This is a genomic window from Uliginosibacterium flavum (assembly GCF_040566545.1).
GTDB classification, from domain to species: domain Bacteria; phylum Pseudomonadota; class Gammaproteobacteria; order Burkholderiales; family Rhodocyclaceae; genus Uliginosibacterium; species Uliginosibacterium flavum.
Map to the genome: position 1 here is coordinate 135,952 of NZ_JBEWZI010000008.1, position 21,817 is coordinate 157,768.

The 21,817-nt window shown below is 60.9% G+C and carries 19 protein-coding genes; 8 read left to right on the forward strand and 11 right to left on the reverse strand.

What is annotated here, in order from left to right; all coding sequences use genetic code 11:
• Positions 1 to 22: 22 nt before the first annotated feature.
• The 8 genes from ABXR19_RS09365 to ABXR19_RS09400 all read left to right on the forward strand — a co-directional run bounded on the left by ABXR19_RS09365 (position 23) and on the right by ABXR19_RS09400 (position 8,954).
• The gene (locus ABXR19_RS09365; protein ID WP_354600859.1) at positions 23 to 487 is read left to right on the forward strand and encodes a hypothetical protein; all 465 of its coding nucleotides are present in this window, start codon (positions 23 to 25) and stop codon (positions 485 to 487) included.
• Positions 484 to 1,932 (forward strand): DUF3999 domain-containing protein, encoded by a 1,449-nt coding sequence (locus tag ABXR19_RS09370; RefSeq protein ID WP_354600860.1) that lies wholly within the window; start codon positions 484 to 486, stop codon positions 1,930 to 1,932. Before ABXR19_RS09365 ends, ABXR19_RS09370 begins: the two co-directional genes overlap by 4 nt.
• A 14-nt stretch (positions 1,933 to 1,946) precedes the next feature.
• Entirely contained in the window at positions 1,947 to 2,387 is a 441-nt protein-coding gene (locus tag ABXR19_RS09375; RefSeq protein WP_354600861.1) for a hypothetical protein, read from the forward strand.
• A 51-nt stretch (positions 2,388 to 2,438) separates the two neighbouring features.
• Entirely contained in the window at positions 2,439 to 3,371 is a 933-nt protein-coding gene (locus ABXR19_RS09380) for a response regulator (RefSeq protein WP_354600862.1), read from the forward strand.
• A gap of 62 nt (positions 3,372 to 3,433) precedes the next feature.
• The gene (locus tag ABXR19_RS09385) at positions 3,434 to 5,248 is read left to right on the forward strand and encodes an extracellular solute-binding protein (protein WP_354600863.1); all 1,815 of its coding nucleotides are present in this window, start codon (positions 3,434 to 3,436) and stop codon (positions 5,246 to 5,248) included.
• Positions 5,249 to 5,252: 4 nt separating this feature from the next.
• Positions 5,253 to 6,293 (forward strand): microcin C ABC transporter permease YejB, encoded by a 1,041-nt coding sequence (locus tag ABXR19_RS09390; protein WP_354600864.1) that lies wholly within the window; start codon positions 5,253 to 5,255, stop codon positions 6,291 to 6,293.
• Between the two features lie 4 nt (positions 6,294 to 6,297).
• Positions 6,298 to 7,347 (forward strand): ABC transporter permease, encoded by a 1,050-nt coding sequence (locus ABXR19_RS09395; RefSeq protein WP_354600865.1) that lies wholly within the window; start codon positions 6,298 to 6,300, stop codon positions 7,345 to 7,347.
• On the forward strand, positions 7,344 to 8,954 hold the full coding sequence (locus ABXR19_RS09400) for an ABC transporter ATP-binding protein (RefSeq protein WP_354600866.1): 1,611 nt from the start codon (positions 7,344 to 7,346) through the stop codon (positions 8,952 to 8,954). The genes ABXR19_RS09395 and ABXR19_RS09400 overlap by 4 nt, the downstream gene beginning before the upstream one ends.
• 203 nt (positions 8,955 to 9,157) lie before the next feature.
• Here ABXR19_RS09400 and dnaB read toward each other — a convergent pair whose 3' ends face one another.
• The 11 genes from dnaB to murD all read right to left on the reverse strand — a co-directional run bounded on the left by dnaB (position 9,158) and on the right by murD (position 21,739).
• Entirely contained in the window at positions 9,158 to 10,564 is a 1,407-nt protein-coding gene (gene dnaB / locus ABXR19_RS09405; protein WP_354600867.1) for a replicative DNA helicase, read from the reverse strand.
• 201 nt (positions 10,565 to 10,765) lie between these two features.
• Positions 10,766 to 11,251 (reverse strand): 2-C-methyl-D-erythritol 2,4-cyclodiphosphate synthase, encoded by a 486-nt coding sequence (ispF, locus tag ABXR19_RS09410; RefSeq protein WP_354600868.1) that lies wholly within the window; start codon positions 11,249 to 11,251, stop codon positions 10,766 to 10,768.
• Positions 11,248 to 11,940 (reverse strand): 2-C-methyl-D-erythritol 4-phosphate cytidylyltransferase, encoded by a 693-nt coding sequence (gene ispD / locus ABXR19_RS09415; protein ID WP_354600869.1) that lies wholly within the window; start codon positions 11,938 to 11,940, stop codon positions 11,248 to 11,250. Before ispD ends, ispF begins: the two co-directional genes overlap by 4 nt.
• A gap of 220 nt (positions 11,941 to 12,160) precedes the next feature.
• On the reverse strand, positions 12,161 to 13,297 hold the full coding sequence (ftsZ, locus tag ABXR19_RS09420) for a cell division protein FtsZ (protein WP_435594313.1): 1,137 nt from the start codon (positions 13,295 to 13,297) through the stop codon (positions 12,161 to 12,163).
• 157 nt (positions 13,298 to 13,454) lie between these two features.
• The gene (gene ftsA, locus ABXR19_RS09425) at positions 13,455 to 14,684 is read right to left on the reverse strand and encodes a cell division protein FtsA (RefSeq protein ID WP_354600871.1); all 1,230 of its coding nucleotides are present in this window, start codon (positions 14,682 to 14,684) and stop codon (positions 13,455 to 13,457) included.
• A complete protein-coding gene (locus ABXR19_RS09430) occupies positions 14,681 to 15,535 on the reverse strand; it encodes a cell division protein FtsQ/DivIB (protein ID WP_354600872.1) in 855 nt (284 codons plus the stop codon). The genes ftsA and ABXR19_RS09430 overlap by 4 nt, the downstream gene beginning before the upstream one ends.
• Positions 15,528 to 16,451, reverse strand: coding sequence for a D-alanine--D-alanine ligase (locus ABXR19_RS09435; protein WP_354600873.1), 924 nt, complete (start codon positions 16,449 to 16,451; stop codon positions 15,528 to 15,530). The genes ABXR19_RS09430 and ABXR19_RS09435 overlap by 8 nt, the downstream gene beginning before the upstream one ends.
• A gap of 18 nt (positions 16,452 to 16,469) precedes the next feature.
• Positions 16,470 to 17,864, reverse strand: coding sequence for a UDP-N-acetylmuramate--L-alanine ligase (gene murC / locus ABXR19_RS09440; protein WP_354600874.1), 1,395 nt, complete (start codon positions 17,862 to 17,864; stop codon positions 16,470 to 16,472).
• A 169-nt stretch (positions 17,865 to 18,033) separates the two neighbouring features.
• Positions 18,034 to 19,113, reverse strand: a complete 1,080-nt coding sequence (gene murG, locus ABXR19_RS09445; protein WP_354600875.1) for an undecaprenyldiphospho-muramoylpentapeptide beta-N-acetylglucosaminyltransferase — start codon at positions 19,111 to 19,113, stop codon at positions 18,034 to 18,036.
• The gene (gene ftsW, locus ABXR19_RS09450; protein ID WP_435594309.1) at positions 19,110 to 20,348 is read right to left on the reverse strand and encodes a putative lipid II flippase FtsW; all 1,239 of its coding nucleotides are present in this window, start codon (positions 20,346 to 20,348) and stop codon (positions 19,110 to 19,112) included. The genes murG and ftsW overlap by 4 nt, the downstream gene beginning before the upstream one ends.
• Positions 20,345 to 21,739 carry a UDP-N-acetylmuramoyl-L-alanine--D-glutamate ligase gene (gene murD / locus ABXR19_RS09455; protein WP_354600876.1) on the reverse strand — a complete coding sequence of 465 codons (1,395 nt, stop codon included), beginning with the start codon at positions 21,737 to 21,739 and terminating at the stop codon, positions 20,345 to 20,347. Before murD ends, ftsW begins: the two co-directional genes overlap by 4 nt.
• Between the last annotated feature and the right edge of the window lie 78 nt (positions 21,740 to 21,817).

A 21,817-nucleotide genomic window follows, 5' to 3' on the forward strand; every position in this document is an offset into this window, starting at 1 on the left:
CAAGCTTCCAGAGAGCATAGTCATGCGATTGTTTTGCTCCGTATTTTTTGCTTTGCTGGCGATGTTTTCGAACTCCGCCGGAGCCTGTCGGCCGCAGATGCGGTCGCCAGCGGAATTGACCAAGATGTCCCCTGCGATTTTCATCGGCAGAGTCATTTCCATCCGCCCTCTGAAGACAGGAAAACAAGAAATCGAGGTTGTTGTAAAAGAAGTGCTGAAGGGTTCCTTGCCACAAACCATTCGCTTCAATGCAGAAGGTCTGATTGATCCGAACGAATTCTGTCAGGCCATCGAGAACCCAGCCCTGCCGAAGCCTCAGGTAAGCGAAGGGCAAGAGTGGCTGATCCTCGGCAATTTCGATACAGCAACCCACTCACTTTCGCTGAGATGGCATGGTTACGCTGTCAGCGACGAGACAACAATCCTCAAAGAACTTCGTCAAGAACTTGGCAAAGACCATAAGCAGGTCCAGAAGAAAGCTCCATGATCATGCAAAGAACCCTCGCGCTTCTCATCGCTGCAACTCTGACGCTCCCTTGTCTAGCCCAAGACAAGCCCGCGCAGTTCGCCACGCATCTGCCGATCAGCACCGAAACCGCAGCGCCCTACTACCGCCTGAGCGTGCCGCTGGCGGCCTACCTGGCCTCGGCGCATGGCGATTTGCGCGATCTGCGCGTGTTCAATGGCAGCGGCCAGCCGGTGCCTTACGCTCAGCTGGCGGCAAGCGGCAGTACCGAGGAAAAGGTGCAGCGTCAGACGCTGCGCTGGTTCCCGCTGCGGGGCGAGGCAGCAGACGCACCCGCGGGCGCGACGGAGAGCAAATCGCTGCAGGTGGTGGTGAAACAGGCCGGCGATGGCAGCCTCGTGGAGATCCGCGCCCAGCAAGGCTCTTCAGGCAGGGTGGCTGCACAGGCAAGCGCAGCGCCCCTGCGCGGCTATGTGCTGGACGCGAGCCAGATCACGGATCGCCGTGCGGTGCGTGCGCTGGAACTCAATTGGGATAAGGCCGCCGCCGACTTCCAGCTGCTCGATGTGGAATCCAGCGACGATCTGCGCAACTGGCACAGCCTCGTGAGTGGCGTGCAGCTTGCCCGCCTCGACTACAACGGTGCGCGCATCGAGAACCGCAGCATCGCCCTGAACGGCTTTCGTGACCGCTACCTGCGCCTGATCTGGCGTGACCCGGCGAACGCGCCGCAGCTCACCAGCGCCGAAGTCGAGCAGAGCAGCTCGCGCTATCTGGCTGCGCCGCTGACCTGGTCCGCGCCGCTCGCCGCCAGCAAGGGCGACTCGGATCTGAAGCCCGGCGAATACCGTTTCCGTCTGGCGCAGCCCTTGCCACTGGCGCGCCTGCGCATCACCCTGCCGCCGGGCAACCAATTGCTGCCTGTCGAGATATTGACGCCCGGGCGCGAGCGCCGACACTGGCGCAGCCTCGCCCGCAGCGTGGCCTACCGCATCACCGACAAGAGCCGCGAGTGGAGCAACAGCGAAATCGCCCTGCCCGGCTACGCCCTGCAGGAATTCGTGCTGCGCATCGATCCGCGTCTGAACCCCTTGAGTGAAGGCCCGCAGCTGAGCTTCGCACTGCAACCGGCGCAGCTGGTCTTCCTCGCCAGCGGCACGCCGCCCTACACCCTGGCCGTTGGCAACAAGGACGCGAAGGACGCAGCCCTCGGTGCTGCCACGCTGGTGCCCGGCTTCGGCCAGCCCGGCAGCCCGGAAATCGTCGCCGCCAGCGTTGCCAGCGAAGCCGTGAAGATCGCCGCCCAGAGCGCCTCTTCAGGCAGCAGCCCGGCCGCAACACAGACTCCGTCAGAGGAAAAAGACTGGAAGAAAATCGCCCTGTGGGGCGTGCTGGTGCTGGGCGTGCTGGGCATGGGCGCGATGGCCTGGCAGTTGATCACCCAGATGAACAAAGACAAAGCCTGAGGATAGAGCCAGCCATGATTGAATCACTTGGATTGTTTGATCGGCAGGTTGCGGAGGAGCTATTTGCGATTCATCCCGAATGGCAAGCGTTCGCTCGCGCCGAAGATGATTGCGGAGAAAATGCGCTGATTGTGTCCTTGCGCGCCCCAAACCCTAGGATTAAAGAACCCCTCGTAATCACAACTGAAGAACAAGAAGTCTCTGTCTTCTTCGATACGTACCACGGGCACTTCAACGAACTAAACGATGGCGCCTTGTCACTGGCAGAAAAAATCACGTCAGATCAATACAGCATTGTTTCATTCTGGCGTGATGCGCAATTTTGCTGCTCCAGTCTCTGCGAAAACTCAGCGCTACCAAGCTCCAACGACGACTATCCCTATGCAAATAGAATCGTTTTCCGCTCATGGAGCGGGGAACACGACAAAGAGTTATCGTGTATTGGAAGAGATTAAAAATGCCCGACACACGCTAATGCGCTCCGACCCAAGGAACACCCCAAACCCATGCCCGCCCTGAATCTTGACCGCAACAGCACGGACATCGTGCTGATCGTCGATGACGTGCCGGACAACCTCGCCGTGCTGCACGATGCGCTGGATGAGTCCGGCTTCACCGTGCTGGTCGCCATCAATGGTGAATCGGCGCTGGCCCGGGCGCGCCAGAGCCTGCCGGACATCATCCTGCTCGACGCGATGATGCCGGGCATGGATGGTTTCGAGGTGGCGCGCCGGCTCAAGGCTGATTTCTCCACGCGCCATATCCCGATCATTTTCATGACAGGCTTGACCGAGACGGAACACGTCGTCGCGGCCTTCAACGCAGGCGGCACCGATTACATCACCAAGCCGGTACGCACCGGCGAAGTGATCGCCCGCGTGCACAGCCATCTGGCCAGCGCGCGGCAGATGAAGCAGGCGCGCAGTGCGCTGGATGCCTTCGGCCAGGCGACGATCGCGGTGCGTCCCGAATCGGCCCGCATCACCTGGCAAACCCCGCTGGCCCGGCGCCTGCTCGCCAACTATTTCGATGCCGAGCAGGAACACGCCCCGGACGCGATCCTCAACTGGCTGGCCGCGAGCCGCGAGCCCGGCGCGCCGACCCTGCCGCTGAACATTGTGCGCGACAGCCGCCGCCTGATTTTCACCCTGCACGATCAGACCGCCGATGGCGAATGGCTGCTGGTGCTGCGCGAGGAAAACGATGCGACGCAGATCGAAGCGCTGATCAGCGGCTTCACGCTGACCCGCAAGGAGGCCGAGGTGCTCTACTGGGTTACCAAAGGCAAGACCAGCCCGGACATTGGCGAGATCCTTGGCTCCAGTCCGCGCACGGTGAATAAACACCTCGAACACGTCTACGAGAAACTCGGCGTGGAAACACGCACGGCCGCCGCCAATCTGGCGCTGAACCGCCTGCGTCTGGGCTCGCCGGAATGAGTGCCTTGCCGATGTTTGGGCGACGTGCACTTTATTGGCGGATCTTTGGCAGAATGCGCCTCATGTATCGCCTCCTGCTCGCTCTACTCCTGCTGCCCGCCCTGCTGCCTCCCGCCTGGGCCGCGCACGCCTACGCCCAGTTCGGCGACATCAAGTACAAGCCCGGCTTCCAGCACTTCGAGTGGGTCAATCCGGCTGCGCCCAAGGGTGGCGAGATCACGCTGGTGGCGCCGACGACCTCCAGCCAGTATGACAAGTACAATCCTTTCACACTCAAGGGAACCTCGCCGCCGGGGCTGGGTGATCTGGTTTTCGAAACCCTGCTGACCGGCACGCTGGACGAGCCGACCACGGCCTACGGTCTGCTGGCCGAGGACGTGAGCGTCGCAGCCGACAAACGCTCGGCGACCTTCCGCCTGAATGCCAAGGCTCGTTTTCAGAATGGTTCGCCGGTGCTGGCCAAGGATGTGAAGTACAGTTTCGAGCGCCTGACCAGCAAAGAGGCGCATCCCGGCTATGCCAACATGCTTGCCGATGTGAAGAGCGCCACCGTTCTGAGCGAGCGCAGCATCCGCTTCGACTTCAAACAGGGCAGCGCCGAACTGCCGCTGATCGTGGGTGGCCTGCCGGTGTTCAGCCACAGCTGGGGGGCGGGCAAAAAGTTCGACGAGGTGATCATGGACAAGCCGATCGCCAGCGGCCCCTATCGCATCGCTGCGGAAACCTTCGGCCGCGACATCAGCTATGAGCGCAATCCGGATTACTGGGCCAAGGATCTGCCCGTGCGGCGCGGCCAGTACAACTTTGATCACATCAATTACCGCATCTACAGCGATGAGGTTGTACAGACCGAAGCCTTCAAGGCCGGCGAGTTCGATTACATCCAGGTCTTCATTGCGCGGCAGTGGGCACGCGCCTACGTAGGCCCGAAATTCGATTCGGGTGAGATCATCAAACGCCGGCTGCCGAGCCGCAACTCAAGCGACTTTCAGGGTTTCCTGTTCAACACGCGACGCGACAAGTTCAAGGATGTGCGCGTGCGCGAGGCGCTGGAGGCCACGATGGATTACGAGTGGATGAACCGCCAGCTGTTTTACGGCTCCTACACCCGCGTGCAGGGCTATTTCCCGGGCGGCGACTTCGAAGCGCAAGGACTGCCTGGCCCTGACGAGTTGGCCCTGCTGAAACCCTTGCGCAGCAAGCTTGCGCAAGCCGTATTCACGCAGCCCGTGCCCCTGCCGCCCAGCACCGACGCCCCTGCCAGCCTGCGCGACAATCTGCGCCAGGCCCGCGACCTGCTCGCCGAAGCCGGCTGGACTTACCGCGAGGGCGCGCTGCGCAACACCAAGGGCGAGCCCTTCACCATCGAGTTTCTGGAAACACAATCGCAAGGCGGCAGCTTCGGCCGCGTCCTGACACCGATGTTCAAGAATCTGGAGAAACTCGGCATCCAGGCGAGCATCCGCATCATCGATTCCGCCATCATGCAAAAGCGCATGGACGTGTTCGACTTCGACATCCTCACGACGCGCATCCCCGGCCGCGAAGCCCCCGGCAGCGAATTGCGCGACCGCTTCTCGTCACAGGCGGCCGTCACGGAAGGTTCGTCCAATCTGGCAGGGGTCAAGGATCCTGCGGTGGATGCCCTGCTGGACAAGACGCTGGCCGCCACGACCCGCCCGCAACTGGTCGCCGCCCTGCGCGCACTGGATCGCGTGCTGCGCTTTGGCCATTACAGCCTGCCGCAGTGGTACAGCAACAGTTTTCGCGTAGCCTGGCGCAGCGGCAAATTCGGTCAGCCCGAAGTAATGCCCGCGTACTATCAGCCGGAAGTCTGGCTCACCGCAAGCTGGTGGGCGCTGCCCAAGAAGGATTGACACCATGTGGTCCTACATTCTCAAACGCCTGCTGCTGATGATCCCGACCCTGCTCGGGGTGCTGACCATCACTTTTCTGGTGATCCAGTTCGTGCCGGGCGGGCCGGTAGAGCAGATGGTCTCGCAACTGCAGGGCCGCAACGCGGTGGGTGAGAGCGGTGGTGCGGGCGGCGGGGCCTATCGCGGGCGCCAGGGCGTTGATGCTAAACGCATCGAAGAAATCCGCGCCCTGTACGGTTTCGACAAGCCGCCACTGGAGCGCTACACGCAAATGATCGGCCAGTTCGCGCGCTTCGATCTGGGTAAGAGCTTTTTCCACAACAAGCCGGTGTGGCAACTGATCAAGGAAAAGCTGCCGGTGTCGATCTCGCTGGGGTTGTGGAGCTTCTTCCTGACCTATCTGATCTCGGTGCCACTGGGCATCACCAAAGCGGTGCGCGCGGGCTCGCGCTTTGATACCGGCACGACCTTCATCGTGCTGCTCGGCTTTGCCATCCCGAGCTTCGTGATGGGTGTGCTGCTGCTGGTGCTGCTTGGCGGCGGCAGCTTCGTGCAATGGTTCCCGCTACGCGGGCTGACCTCGGCCAACTGGGAAACCCTGAGTCTGGGCGGCCGCATTCTTGATTATTTGTGGCACATCACCCTGCCGGTGATTTCGATGACCCTGGGCAGCTTCGCCGTGATCACGCTGATGACCAAGAATTCGGTGCTCGAAGAGATCCGCAAACAGTACGTGATGACGGCCCGCGCCAAGGGCCTTTCCGAGCGCACGGTGCTGTGGCGCCACGTCTTCCGCAATGCGCTGATCCCGATCATGACCGGCTTTCCGGCGGCTTTCGTCGGCGCCTTCTTCAGCGGCTCGCTGCTAATTGAAACCCTGTTCTCTCTGGACGGACTGGGCCGGCTTTCCTACGAATCCGTCATGCGTCGCGACTACCCGGTGGTGCTGGGCAGCCTCTTCCTGTTCACCCTGATCGGACTGATCACCACCCTGATCCGCGATTTAAGCTATCTGTGGGTTGATCCGCGGGTGAAGTATGAGTGACGCAATGCGCAAGCCTTCCACCTCCCAAAGCCCCGCCCGCCGCGCCTGGCAGCGCTTCAAGTCCAATCATCTGGGCTACTGGAGCCTGCTGATTTTCGGGGGACTGTTCGTGATCAGTCTGGCGGCCGAGCTGCTCTCCAACGACAAGCCGATTCTGGCGCGCTACGAGGGCCACTGGTATGCGCCTATCGTACAGACCCTACCCGAGACGACTTTCGGCGGCGATTTCCACACGCCCACGGATTACCTCGACCCCTTCATCCGCGCGCAATTTGCCAAGCCCGGCAACTTCGCGCTGTTCCCGCCCAATCCCTATCACTACAGCAGCATCAACTATTTCTCGGCCGAACCGAATCCGGCGCAGCCCAGCCAAGCCAACTGGGTCGGCACCGATGACCGGGGCCGCGACCTGCTGGCCCGCCTGCTTTACGGCTTCCGCGTTTCGGTGCTGTTTGCGCTGGCCGTCACCGCGCTGTGTGCCGTCTGGGGCGTCGTCTACGGTGCGATCCAGGGCTTCTTTGCTGGCTGGACGGATATCGGCATGGAACGCGCCGTCGAGATCTGGGGCGCCATGCCGGTGCTCTACATGCTGATCATCTTCTCCGCCCTGTTCTCGCCCAGCATTCCGCTGCTCGTGACGCTGATCGCGGCCTTCGGCTGGCTGGGCATCGCCGCCTACGTGCGCGCCGAATTCCTGCGCAACCGTACGCTGGATTACGTGCGCGCCGCCCGCGCCCTGGGCCAGAGCAAGCGCAAGATCATCTTCCGCCACATCCTGCCTAACGCCCTGACGCCGGTCGTGACCCTGATTCCCTTCGAAATGGCCGGAGCCATCGGTTCGCTGACCGCTCTGGATTTCCTCGGCCTCGGCGCACCGCCCGGCACCCCCAGCCTCGGTGAGTTGCTGGCGCAGGGCAAGGCCAATCTGGATGCCTGGTGGATATCGCTGGCGACCTTCACGGTGCTGGTCGGCATGCTCCTGCTGCTGATCCTGATCGGCGATGCGCTGCGCGATGCGCTGGATCCGCGCAAGCAGATGGAGGACGCGGCATGAGTACGCCCCTGCTCGAAGTCCGCGATCTGTCGATTGCCTTCGGCCCGCGCGAAGTCGTGCACAAAGCCTCCTTCACCCTTGCTGCGGGTGAAAAGCTGGCGCTGGTAGGCGAATCCGGCTCGGGCAAGACGGTCAGCGCGATGAGCTGCCTGCGCCTGATCGAAGCCGCGAAACTCTCCGGCAGCATCAAGTTCGAAGGCCGCGAAGTGCTGAGCATGAACGCGCGCGAGCTGCAGCAACTGCGCGGCGGCGAAATCGCGGTGATCTTTCAGGAACCGATGACGGCGCTGAATCCGGTGATGACGGTCGGCGCTCAGATCGTCGAAACCCTGCAGCTGCACAAGGGTCTGAATCGCAGTGAGGCGCGCCAGCAGGCGATCGCTGCGCTGGAGCGCGTAGGTATCACCGAAGCCGCGCGGCGCATCGACAGCTTCCCGCACCAACTCTCCGGCGGGCAGCGCCAGCGCGCGATGATCGCCATGGCCCTGGCCTGCGATCCGAAAGTACTGATCGCCGACGAACCGACGACGGCGCTGGATGTGACGATCCGCCACCAGATCCTCGACCTGCTGGATGAACTGCGCCGCGAGCGCGGTCTGGCGGTGCTGCTGATCACCCACGATCTGAATCTGGTGCGCCGCTTTGCCGACAAGGTGGTCGTCATGGAAAACGGCATTCTGGTGGAGCAAGGCCCGACAGCCGCGCTGATGGACGATCCGCAGCACCCCTATACGCAGAAGCTCGTCAATAGCCGGCCTCGGAGGGATGTGGCTGAAGCGGCGCGCGGTGCCTTGCTCTGCGCCGAGGGCGTGCGCGTCGACTATCCGGTTCCCCTGCCCGGCTTCAAGGGCTGGTTCAAGAAGGGAAGTTTCACCGCCGTCGAGCCCCTCAGCTTTCAGCTCTCGCCGGGTGAGACGCTCGGCGTGATCGGCGAATCCGGTTCGGGTAAAACTTCACTGGCCCTCGCACTCCTCAATCTCACGCCCGCGCAAGGCGTCGTGCGGCTGGGCAAGGAGCAATGGGGCGATGCGGGCAGCAAGGGACGGCGCGAACAGGAACGCTCGCTGCGCCAGCGCATTCAGGTTGTCTTTCAGGACCCCTTGTCTTCGCTCTCACCACGCATGACAATCGAACAGATCGTCGGTGAGGGGCTGGAAATCCACGCGCCAAAACTCCGGCCGACTCAGCGCCGTGAACGCGTGATCGCCGCACTGCGGGATGTCGGCTTGCACGAGAACGACCGCATCGACACGCTGCTCGGGCGCTATCCGCACGAGTTTTCCGGCGGCCAGCGCCAGCGCATCGCGATCGCCCGCGCGCTGATCGTGAAACCGCAGATCGTGGTGCTGGACGAGCCCACCAGCGCGTTGGATGTCACGATCCAGCAGCAGGTGCTCAAGCTGCTCGCCGACCTGCAGCGCAAGTACCGCCTTGCCTATGTGCTGGTCACCCATGACATCGACGTGATCCGCGCCATGGCACACACGGTGCTGGTGATGAAGGACAGCCGGGTTGTTGAATCCGGCAGCCTCGATGAAATCCTCAGCACGCCGCGCAGCGACTACACCCGCAGCCTGATTGCGAGCGCTGAGGCGTACATCTGCTGATCTGGCCCGCAAAAATTCAGCGTGCCCTAACATTCCCTCCCCTTTTAAGGGGGAGGGCAAGGGTGGGGGTAAAATTTTAAGTTAAGGACTGGCCTTGTTGAACGAGACAACCCCCATCCCAACCTTCCCCCTAAAAAGGGGAAGGAGCCGTTTGGGCACACTCCACTCAGCGCTCCAACTTCATCAGGCTGGATCTACAAAGCTCAATACCCCGAGCTTTGCGCGTAGTTTTCGAAGCGCGTGTATTCGCCGATGAAGGTCAGCGGCACCACGCCGGTCGAGCCATTCCGGTGCTTACCGATGATCAGCTCGGCCTTGCCCTTGTCTTCGGTGTCCGGATTGTAGATCTCGTCCCGATACACGAACATGATGATGTCGGCATCCTGCTCCAGAGCGCCGGATTCGCGCAGATCGGACATCACCGGACGCTTGTTGGGACGCTGTTCAAGGCTTCGGTTGAGCTGCGACAGGGCCATGATCGGCACGTGCAATTCCTTGGCCAGCGACTTCACCGAACGCGAAATTTCCGACAGCTCGGCGGCGCGGTTGTCGCTTTCCTTGTGCGAAGTCATCAGCTGCAAGTAGTCGATGACGATCAGGCCGAGCTTGCCATGCTGGCGATGCAGTCGCCGCGCCCGCGCCCGCAAGTCGATCGGATTGAGGCCTGGCGTTTCATCGATATAGATCGGCGCCTCGTGCAGCTTACCCAGCGCGTAGGACAGGCGCTGCCACTCGTCATCATTGAGCTTGCCGGTGCGCAGACGGTGCTGATCAAGCCGCCCGATGGACGAGATGAAACGCATCACGAGTTGAGTGGCCGGCATTTCCATCGAGAACACGGCTACCGGCAACTGGGCTTCCAGCGCCACGCTTTCGGCGATGTTCAGCGCGAACGAGGTCTTGCCCATACCGGGACGACCGGCGACGATGATCATGTCGGTCGGCTGCAAGCCGGAGGTCATCTGATCCAGATCGGCCAGGCCGGTCGGTACGCCAGTCACGGCCGCCGGATTGTCGCGGTCGTACAGTTCCTGGATGCGATCCACCACTTGCCCGAGTACGGGCTGGATGGGCACCAGGCCGGTGTTCTGCCGGCTGCCTTCGTCGCGAATGTTCAAGATATTGGCTTCAGCCTCGTCCAGAATCAGACTCGCATCGCGGCCGGACGGCGCCAGCGCCTTGGCGGCAATTTCATCGCCCACGGTGACGAGTTTGCGCAGGATGGCCCGCTCGCGCACGATCTCGGCATAGCGGCGGATATTGGCCGCAGAGGGCGTGTTGTTGGCGATCTCGGCGATATAGGCCAGGCCGCCCACGTGCTGCGCATCGCCGCTTTTGTCGAGCGACTCGAACACCGTCACTACGTCGGCGGGCCGGCCCTGTTCGATCAACTTGGCGACGTGATGGAAAATCCGCCGGTGCTCGTCGCGATAGAAATCGACTTCCCGCACCAGATCCGCAATCCGGTCCCAAGCTGCGTTATCCAGCAGCACCCCGCCGATCAATGCCTGCTCGGCTTCTACCGAGTGCGGCGGAAGCTTGAGCGCCGCCATCTGTGGATCAAAGCTGGGGGGCTGATTGGAAAAGTCGTTGTCGCGAGAGCGGGCCATGGGCGTTTCGGTTTTTCTAAAGAACGGAGTTTAACTGCTGCAGGAAGGCAGCGTGCGCCGAAAGTAGCGCAATGCGGAGAGGCGCGCTCAGCAAAGCGCTTCAGGCATGCCTGCAGCACAGAACCGCCCAGCGGGCCTGAACAGGCAGGCCGCTTGTAGAGCAATGCTGAAAGCGGCTCTTCAGGCAGCGTTACCCGGCGTTCAAATGCGCGCTAGCAAAGCCACCGCCTGCGTCGCAATGCCTTCGCCACGCCCCAGATGGCCGAGCTTCTCGTTGGTCTTGGCCTTGACGTTGACGCAGTCTGGCGCGACGCCCAGATCGGCGGCGATATTGAGCACCATCGCCGGCGCATGCGGCGCCATCTTCGGCGCCTGCGCAATGATCGTAGCATCCACGTTCACCACCAGCCAACCTGCCTCGCGCACCCGGCGCATGGCTTCGCGCAACAGTTCACGGCTGTCGGCGCCGGCATGCGCCGGATCGGTATCCGGAAACAGCCGGCCGATGTCGCCCAGACCTGCAGCACCAAGAATCGCGTCGGTAATCGCGTGCAGCAAGGCGTCGGCATCCGAGTGGCCAAGCAAGCCTTTGTCATGCGGAATCTCGACACCGCCAAGAATCAGCTTGCGCCCCTCGACCAGACGATGCACATCCAGCCCCTGACCAATCCTGAAGGGAAAGCTCATTTCGTACTCCTTGCATGCAGAATCTGCGCGGCCAGCGCCAGATCCTGCGGGTAAGTCACCTTGAAATTGGTCGCATCGGCCGCCACCAGACGCGGGGCCAGTCCGAGTGCTTCGATGGCACCAGCCTCGTCGGTCACGCCGGGGCAAGCCGCCAGCGCCCGACTCAGCAAAGCATGCCGGAACATCTGCGGTGTCTGCGCCTGCCACAGGCCATCGCGCGCCACCGTAGCAGCCACGCGCGCGGCGCCATCGGCGCGCTTGAGGGTGTCGGCCACCGGCACAGCCAGCAGGCCACCGACAGGATCCTCCGCCAGCGTATCAATCAGGGCATCGACCTGCGCCACGGACAGACAGGCACGCGCCGCGTCATGCACCAACATCCAGTCTTCCGCCGCGACCTGACCCGCTACTGCCGAAAGACCATTGCTGACGCTCTGCGCCCGCGTCGCACCGCCCACCCGCAAGACCTGCAAGCGAGTGCCGAAAGTGGACCAGTCAAAACTTTCCCACCACTCGTCTTCAGGCGAAAGCACCACGAACACCTTGGCAATGCGTGGCACTGCGGCCAAAGCGGCGATGGCGTGCCAAAGCAAAGGCTTGCCGCACAGCGCCAGATACTGTTTGGGCTGCTCGGCACCCATGCGGCTGCCGCTACCGGCAGCGGGAACGATGGCGAAATAGCGTGTCATGAAGAAGTGCTGAGTGCTGAGTGCTGAGTGCTGAGTGCTGAGTGCTGAGTGCTGCAATTATGCGGCAAGCGCCAACAAATTTCGGGCGTAAAAAAACCGGGCGCTTAGGCCCGGTTTTCTGTCCTGTTCAGAAGCGCCAAGACCGCGAAGACGAGGCGCAGATCAGTGCTATTGCACGGCAAGCCGAAGTCGACAAAGGTATTGGCGCTTATGGACAGGATCAGTCAGCTTGCTTGCGCAGGAAGGCTGGAATGTCGTAAGTGCCGATCCCGTTTTCGCTCATCGCCTGCACCGTGCTGCGGGTGCTGCGGCGAATCACGGCCGGCATGGCCAGATCGTCGTAATTGACTTCCATCGACACGTTATCCGTACCGGTCTTGACCATCTGGATCACTGGCTGACGCGCGACCACACGGCCAGCACCCAAGCCAGTAGCCAAGACGGTCACGCGAATGCTGTCTTCCATGAAGTCATCAAACACCGTGCCGTAGAACACGGTCGCATCTTCAGTCGCAAAGGCGCGCACGGTCTGCACGGCTTCACGCACTTCACTCATTTTCAGCGAACGGCTGGCAGTGATGTTGATCAGCACGCCACGCGCACCGGACAACTCGACACCCTCCAGCAACGGGCTCGCCGCGGCCTGCTCGGCAGCGATACGCGCGCGATCCATGCCGGAGGCCTCAGCGGAGCCCATCATGGCACGACCCATCTCGGCCATCAGCGTACGCACGTCCTGGAAGTCGACGTTCACCAGACCGGGCACATTGATGATCTCGGCGATACCACCAACAGCCTTGCGCAGCACGTCGTCAGCATTGCGGAAACACTCTTCCATGCTGGCGTCGTCGCCATAGACTTCCATCAGCTTGTCGTTGAGGACCACGATCAGCGAATCGACATGCTTGGAAAGCTCTTCCACGCCGCTATCGGCAACACGGAAACGATTCTCGAAATCGAAAGGCTTGGAAACCACAGCCACGGTCAGGATGCCGAGTTCCTTGGCAATCTCGGCTACGACCGGCGCTGCGCCAGTGCCCGTTCCGCCGCCCATGCCGGCAGTGATGAAAACCATGTGTGCGCCCTGCAGCGCAGCGACGATGGCATCGCGGGCTTCGAGGGCTTCAGCACGACCGGCTTCAGGCTTGGCACCTGCGCCGAGACCCGACTGGCCCAACTGAATTTTGCGGGAGGCGAGCGAGCGCTTGAGCGCCTGCGCATCGGTGTTGGCGCAGATGAACTCGACGCCCTGCACACCCTCGCGAATCATGTGATCCACTGCATTGCCACCAGCACCGCCGACACCGATCACTTTGATGACAGTACCAGTCGATTCTTTTTCGACAATCTCGATCAGATCCATATGCGCTCCTTTGCTGCCGAAGTAAAAGTATTTTGACCGGAATCAAAACACCCTAAATGTAGTATATGGACCCGGAGTGTACTACTAAATACGCCGGGCGAATACAACTTATTCCCGAACGGCCATACATCCCGCTCAAGTCCGTGTCGCATCAGAAATTTTTCTCGAACCAGGACTTCATGCGTTCAAAAGAGTGACGGAAACTTCGCGTATCCCGTGCCTGTAAACCACGCCTGCGCTGGGCTGCGCCTTCAAGCACCAGGCCCATCACGTTGGCGTATTGCGGCTGACACACCACGTCGGCCAATGAGCCTTGATAGGCCGGCACACCAACGCGCACAGGCACATGAAACACTTCGTCGCCCAGCTCGCAAATGCTCACCAGCTGCGCCGTGCCACCACTCAAGACCAGGCCTGAAGACAGCAATTCTTCGTAACCACTGCGACGTAACTCGCCCTGCACCAACTCGAACAACTCCTGCACGCGCGGCTGAATCACTGCGGCCAGGCTTTCCCGCGTCAATCGACGCGAGGGACGATCCCCTACGCTTGGCACATCAATCGCCTCGCTCGGATCTACCAGATGCTGCATGGCCACGCCGTAATCCAGCTTGATGCCCTCCGCTTCGGCGGTCGGCGTACGCAAAGCCATGGCGATATCGTTGGTAATCTGGTCGCCGGCGATTGGAATCACCGCGGTGTGACGAATCGCGCCTTGGGTGAAAACGGCGATATCGGTAGTGCCGCCGCCGATATCCACCAGACACACGCCCAGATCCTTTTCATCTTCTGACAAAGTCGAAAAACTCGACGCCAGCGGCTGCAGCACCAGGTCCACCACTTCCAGACCGCAGCGGCGCACACACTTAACCAGATTTTGTGCGGCCGAAACAGCGCCGGTGATGATGTGGACTTTGACTTCCAGCTTCACGCCACTCATGCCGATCGGCTCACGCACGCCGTCCTGGCCGTCGATGATGAATTCCTGAGTCAGGATGTGCAGGATCTGCTGATCTGCCGGGATCGGCATCGCGCGCGCCACTTCGATCACCCGCTCCACATCCAGCGGCGTAACTTCCTTGTCCTTGATCGCCACCATGCCATTCGAGTTGAAGCTGCGAATATGGCTGCCGGCGATGCCGGTATAAACGTCGCGGATCTTGCAGTCGGCCATCAGCTCGACTTCCTGCACCACGCGGGATATCGCATCCACGGTGGCTTCGATATTCACCACCACGCCTTTTTTGAGACCAGACGAGGGCTGGGTCGCCACGCCAATGACCTCCAGACGGCCATCCGGGCGCAGCTCCGCCACCATCGCAGTCACCTTGGACGTCCCCACATCCAGGCCGACGATCAGATCCTTGCTGTCTTTGCTCATTGTTGTTTGCCTTTTCCTTGTTCGCTGCCTGCTACGCGTACAGCAAAGCCACTCTGATAGCGCAAATCCGCCATCAGCACCGGCCTCCCCAGTTTTTCCTTCGTCTGCGGCCAGCGTGCGACAAAGCGGGCCAGCCGCTCTTCCGGCGTCGCCCTGACCACACGCCCTTCCCTGTCCCTGCTCATATCCTTGCCCAGCTCGATCACCATGCCATCATCCAGCTTGAGCTGCCAGGCATGCCGCCCCGACAAGGTCAGCGCCACAATTTTCCGCTGCATGGGCTGCAAGACCTCATTGAAGTGGCGCATCTGCGTGAGCATCTGCGCGCCACTATCTTCGGGGCCGCTGAACACCGGCATGCTGTCATTCGCGGCCGCATCGAAAAGTTCACCAAAGCTATTCACCAAGCGCGTGTCACCGGAATCAACACTGCGCCAGTAGGCCACTGCAACCTGCTCTTCCAGCACCACTTCAATTGAGCCCGGCCACAAACGTCGCAGTTGCGCACTGCGCACCCAGGGCAAGTTTTCGAATGCCTTGCGCGCACGATCCAGATCCACCGTAAAGAAATTTCCGCGCAAGGACGATGTCGCCACATAGCGCAACTGCGCGTGAGTCACATGCCCCAGGGGCGAAACCACAACCACTTCGCGCAGCGCAAACAAAGGTTGCTTCATCGCGGCCTTGACGCCAGCAATCCCGAACATGACTGAGGCCAGCAAAATCAGGCCGCCAGACACCAGATTCATCCAGTCCGGCCGCTGCCAGAACCCCACTTTGGCATGACGTGCCCCTGCCTCGCGAGCTTGCGCGGCGTTGAGCTTGCCAAAAGCGGGTTGGTGTTCAGTCAAGTTTTGCCTGCTCCAGAATATTTAGGCACAGTTGCTCGAAGCTGATACCCGCAGCACGCGCAGCCATCGGCACCAGCGAATGCCCCGTCATGCCCGGGCAGGTATTCATTTCAAGAAAGCTGTAGCTGCCATCGGCACGCAAAATCACATCGGCGCGCGCCCAGCCCCGACAACCCAGCACCTGAAAGGCCCGCAGCGCATCCTGCTGCACAGCCTCTTCGATCTCAGGTGCAATCCCGGCCGGGCAGTGATAACGCACATTGTCCGTAAAATACTTGTTCTGGTAGTCGTAATCGCCTTGCAGCGGCTCGATGCGCACCAGTGGCAGAGCAACATCGCCAAACACTGCCGCAGTCATCTCCTGACCACTGACAAACTCCTCGGCTATCACCAGCGGATCGAGCTTGTAAGCCGCATCAAAGGCCGGACCAAACTCAGCCGCCGAGCTGACCTTGCTGACGCCAATCGACGAGCCCTCGCGTGCCGGCTTTATGATCAGCGGCAAACCCAGTTCATCCATAACGCCCGAGAAATCAACGCCAGGGGCAAGCATCCTGAACTTGGGGGTCGGCACGCCAGCCGCCAGCCACACCAGCTTGGTGCGCCATTTATCCATGCCGATAGCCGATGCCATCACGCCACTGCCGGTATAGGGAATGCCCAAAGTCTGCAGCGCGCCCTGCACCGTACCGTCTTCGCCAAAGCGCCCGTGCAGGGCGATGAAGGCGTGGGTAAATCCAGCCTCCTTGAGCTCCCATACCGAACGTTCCGCCGGATCAAAGGCATGTGCCTGAAGACCCGCACCCAGCAAGGCTGTCAGGACGGCATTGCCGGAGAGCAAGGATATATCCCGCTCTGCAGAGGGGCCTCCCATGAGCACGGCAATCTTGCCGAAGTTTTTTGCTGCGATCGTCACAAATTCTTCCTCAATCCATCAGGCTGCAGTCGCGATCAACTGCGCCGGCACACCACCAATCGATCCAGCGCCCATCGTGATCACCACATCACCATCGCGAGCCGCATCCAGAATGCTGGCCGGCATGTCGGCAATATCCTCAACAAATACCGGTTCGATTTTCCCGCTCACGCGCAGAGCCCGCGCCAGCGCGCGCCCATCCGCCGCCACCAGCGGCGCTTCACCAGCGGCATACACATCCGCCAACACCAGCGCATCGACAGTGCCGAGGACCCGGACAAAATCTTCAAAACAATCGCGCGTCCGCGTGTAGCGGTGCGGCTGGAACGCCAGCAACAGGCGCCGATCCGGAAAAGCTCCGCGCGCCGCAGCAATCGTTGCCGCCATCTCAACCGGGTGATGACCGTAATCATCGATCACCGTGCAGCTGCCGCCAGAGGGCAAGCTCGCCTCGCCATAACGTTCAAAGCGCCGGCCCACGCCACGAAACTCGGCAAGGCCTTTCTGAATGGCTTTGTCAGACACACCCAACTCGGTTGCCACTGCAATCGTCGCCAGCGCATTCAGCACATTGTGCAGCCCTGGCAGGTTCAGCACGACAGGCATGCTTGTGGTTATGCCATTCTGGCGTACACAGTCAAAATGCATTTCGCTGCCCACCGCGCGCACGTTCTCGGCCCGAATCTGCGCCGACGGATCAAGGCCGTAGCGCACGATCTGCTTGGACACGAAGGGAATGATTTCGCGCACATGCGGATCATCCACGCACAGCACGGCCACACCGTAGAAAGGCAGGCGGTGCAAAAAATCGACAAAGGCCTGACGCAACTGCGAGAAATCGTGGCCATAGGTATCCATATGATCGGCGTCGATATTCGTCACCACCGATATCACCGGACTCAAGAACAGGAAGGACTTGTCCGATTCATCGGCCTCGGCCACCAGCACCTCACCGCTGCCCAGCTTGGCATTGGCACTGGCAGCATTCAGCCGCCCGCCAATCACGAAAGTCGGATCCAGACCGCCCGCGTAAAGCACGCTGGCGACCAGACTCGTCGTCGTGGTCTTGCCGTGCGTGCCGGCAATCGCCACGCCCTGCTTGATCCGCATCAGCTCTGCAAGCATCTGCGCACGCGGCACCACCGGAATCTGACGACTACGCGCCTCGATCACCTCCGGGTTATCGTTCTTCACCGCGGTAGATACCACGATGGCGTCAGCCTTGGCAACGTTCTCTGCCGCATGACCAATCGTGACCTTGACGCCACAGGACTGCAAACGGCGTGTCGCCGCACTGGCGGTCAGATCAGAACCGCTGACCTGATAGCCAAGATTGCTCAGCACCTCGGCAATGCCGCTCATGCCGGCCCCGCCAATGCCTACAAAGTGGAGTCGTTTAACCTTGTGCTTCATGCGCGCACTCCAGTGCGAGCATTGATTTTGTGGTTCATCAAGTTGTGAGTCCCTGAAACGGAAAAACGAGCAAATACCCAGTTTCGCAAATTTTGCGCTGCAATACACGTCTTGACGGACGCGCTGCCGCACTCTCTCTGGCGCTGGTATTGGCTCATGGGCGATTTCATTATTTTTGGCCCCGACGCAAACCGTCACACAAGTTCGCCACATCTTCTGCGGCCTGAGCGCGAGCAGCGCTGCGGGCGGCCTGGGACATCGCCAGCAAACGCTCACGCGTAGCGCGGCCAAGCCAATCGGCCAGTCGCTGTGGACTGAGTTCCGGCTGGGCAATCAGCTCTGCTGCGCCACGTTCCGAAAGGAACCGGGCATTGCCGGTTTGATGATCGTCGACGGCGTGCGGGAAAGGCACCAGCACACTGGCAACGCCGACGGCCGCCAGCTCAGCCACGGTCAGCGCGCCGGAACGGCAGATCACCACATCGGCCGCAGCATAGCGTGCCGCCATATCATCAATGAAGGGCAGCAACTCTCCCTCGACCCCGGCATCGACGTAGGCCTTGCGCAGATCCTCCAGCTGATTCGCGCCCGATTGGTGCGTCACTACGGGACGATTCAATGCTGGCAGCAGAGCCAAGGCCTGCGGCACGGCACCATTCAGAGCCTGAGCCCCCAAGGATCCGCCCACGACAAGCACCCGCAAAGGGCCACTGCGTCCTGCAAAGCGCGCTGCCGGCTCTTCTACGTCAGCGATCTCGGCACGCACCGGATTGCCTAGCCACAGCCCGCCCTTGATCACATCCGGAAAGCCTGTCGCCACCCGGTCAGCCACTGCGGCCAGGACTTTATTCGCCAAGCCGGCTATTGAATTCTGTTCGTGAATCAGCAAAGGCTTGCCAAGCAAAACCGCCATCATCCCGCCCGGAAAACTTACAAACCCGCCCATTCCCAAGACCACATCCGGCTTCACCCGCCGGATGGCACGCAAGGCCTGCCAGAATCCACGCAACAGATTCAATGGCAGCAACAGTTTTTGCAACAGGCCTTTGCCACGCAACGCCCCGAAACGAATCCACGCCAGCTCGTAGCCGTACTGCGGCACGATCCGACCCTCCATGCGATCCGCATTCCCCATCCAGGCAATCTGCCAGCCGCGTGCGCGCAAGGCTTCCGCCACGGCGACGCCGGGATAAATGTGACCGCCCGTACCGCCGGCCATGACCAGAAGTTTCGGCGCAGACGTACTCACGTCACGCCTCCACGCGTTACCTGCCGGTTTTCCCAATCAATCCGCAGCAAAATCGCGAGGGCCAGACAATTCGCCAGGATTCCCGATCCACCAAAACTCATCAAGGGCAGGGTCAAGCCTTTGGTAGGGAGAATGCCCATATTCACCCCCATGTTGATCAGCGACTGCACGCCCAGCCACAAGCCAACGCCTTGTGCGACCAGACCCGCAAAGTGTTTATCAAGTTGATGCGCACGGCGCGCTATGGCGAAAGCGCGATGCACGATCACCGCAAACAGACCGACAACAACCAGAACGCCGGCAAACCCTAGCTCTTCGGCAATCACAGCCAACAGAAAATCGGTATGTGCTTCAGGCAAATAAAAGAGTTTTTCAACGCTGGCACCCAAACCCACGCCCAACCACTCGCCTCGCCCAAAGGCAATCAAGGCATGTGAAAGTTGATAGCCACTACCCAGCGCATCTTTCCAGGGATCAGAAAAGCCAAACAAACGTTCGCGTCGATACGGCGACAGCCAGATCAACAAAATAAACCCGACCAGTGCGACGACCAGCAACAGGCCAAAAATACGTGCATTCAAACCGCCCAGAAACAGGATGCCGAAAGCAATGCAGCTGATCACCACGAACGCACCGAAATCGGGCTCGCGCAAGAGCAGGAAGCCCACCAGCAAAATCATCGTGGCCATCGGCAGGAAGGCTCTTTTGAAGCTTTTCATGTCTGGCAACTTGCGTGCGGTGTAGTCGGCGGCGTACAGCACGACAAAAAGCTTCATCAATTCGGACGGCTGAATATTGGCAATACCCAAAGGAATCCATCGCCGCGCACCATTCACCTCACGACCGATATGCGGGATCAGCACAAGAATCAGCATCAGCACACCAGCCGCTGCAAGCCAGGGCGACAACTGCTGCCAGGTGCGCACCGGCACCTGAAAGGCAAACGCCCCCGCCACCAGACCGATGCACAAAAAAACGACATGCCTCCACAGGAAAAACCCCGATTGATGGCCGGACATGCGACTGCCCTCGGCAAACGCAATCGACGATGAATAAACCATCACCAGGCCAAAAATCAACAATACGGCAGACGACCAGAACAACAGCGGATCCAGCTCACCGGGGCGTAGCACCCCACCACCAAGACGCCCCGAAGCCAGACTCGAAGCACGCTTCGCAAAGGGATTCGGCCCCGCCCCGCGCCCTGACCAGGAAAGAATGCCGCTATTTCTCACACACTGACTCCATCTAGATCCAGCACCGCGGCGACGAAGACTTCGGCCCGATGCGCGTAATTCCGGAACATGTCCAGGCTGGCACACGCCGGCGACAAGAGCACCGCGTCTCCGGTCTGCGCAAATTCATTAGCAATTTTCACTGCGTCCTCCATGCTGCTGGCGTGCTCGCATGGCACGCCACAGCCTGCGGTTTCTGCTTCGATGCGTGAGGCATCGCGACCGATCAATACAACGGCACGTGCATGCCGACGAAAAGCTTCACGCAAGGGAGAAAAATCTTGTCCCTTGCCATCGCCACCGGCAATCAGCACGACTTTGCGACCCAGACCCTGCAAAGCAGCAAGGGTTGCACCAACGTTGGTGCCTTTTGAATCGTCGTAGAACACCACGCCATCGATACGCTGCGCGACACGTTCAACGCGATGCGGTAAACCTCGAAAACCCTTGAGCGCCGCCAGCATCGGCGCCATCGGCAAATCAATCGCCGTGCACAGCGCCAATGCCGCCAGCGCATTTGCCACATTGTGGGCGCCCGCCAAGGGCATCTCGGAGCAAGGCAGCAAGGGCTCATCGCCTCGCATCATCCAGGCCTTGCCCGCGATTTCACGTACGCCAAAGTCATCCTCGCCCAAAGGCAGATCCAAACCGAAGCTCAGAACATGACAGCCCGCGCGCGCCATTGCCATGGAATACTCATCCTGCCGGTTAAGCACCTGCATGCCCACGCCCTCAAACACCCGCGCCTTCTCGACCGCGTACTGGCTCATTGATGCGTGCCGATCCAGATGATCGTCCGTCACGTTCAGCACGGTCGCCGCATCTGCATTCAGCGCATGCGTGGTTTCCATCTGAAAACTCGACAACTCCAACGCCCACACCTGTGGCAGCTGTCCAAGATCCAGGCAGCGCATCAACTCATCCAGTGCGGCCGGCGAGATGTTTCCCGCAACAGCACAAGTCAGCCCCGCAGCCCGCACAAGTTCACCGACCAAGGTGGTGGTGGTCGTCTTTCCATTGGTGCCGGTAATCGCCAGAATTTTGCACCGTTCACGCTCGCCCAGCGCCCGCAGTGCTTGGGCGAAGAGCTCTATCTCGCCCGTAATCGTGATCCCGCGTGCCCGCGCTTCCCGCAGCAAGGGCGTATGGATGGACAAGCCCGGGCTGAGCGCCACTGCGCTCACGCCATCCAGCAAGTCCGTCGCAAATCCACCCAGCACGATTTCCGTCTGCGGACAGGCTTCGCGCAAGTCATCCAGACCCGGCGGCTGGCTACGTGAGTCCGCCACGCATACCCTGCCACCACATCGGCTTAGCCACTTGATCATGGCCAGCCCTGACTCGCCCAGACCGAGCACCAGAAAAGTTTGTCCGCTGTAATCCGGTCTCATTTGCTCATCCCCTGCAAACGCAAAATGCCGCACGCCTTGCGGGGTGCAGCATTCAGCTTGCTTATGCGGGATTGCCCC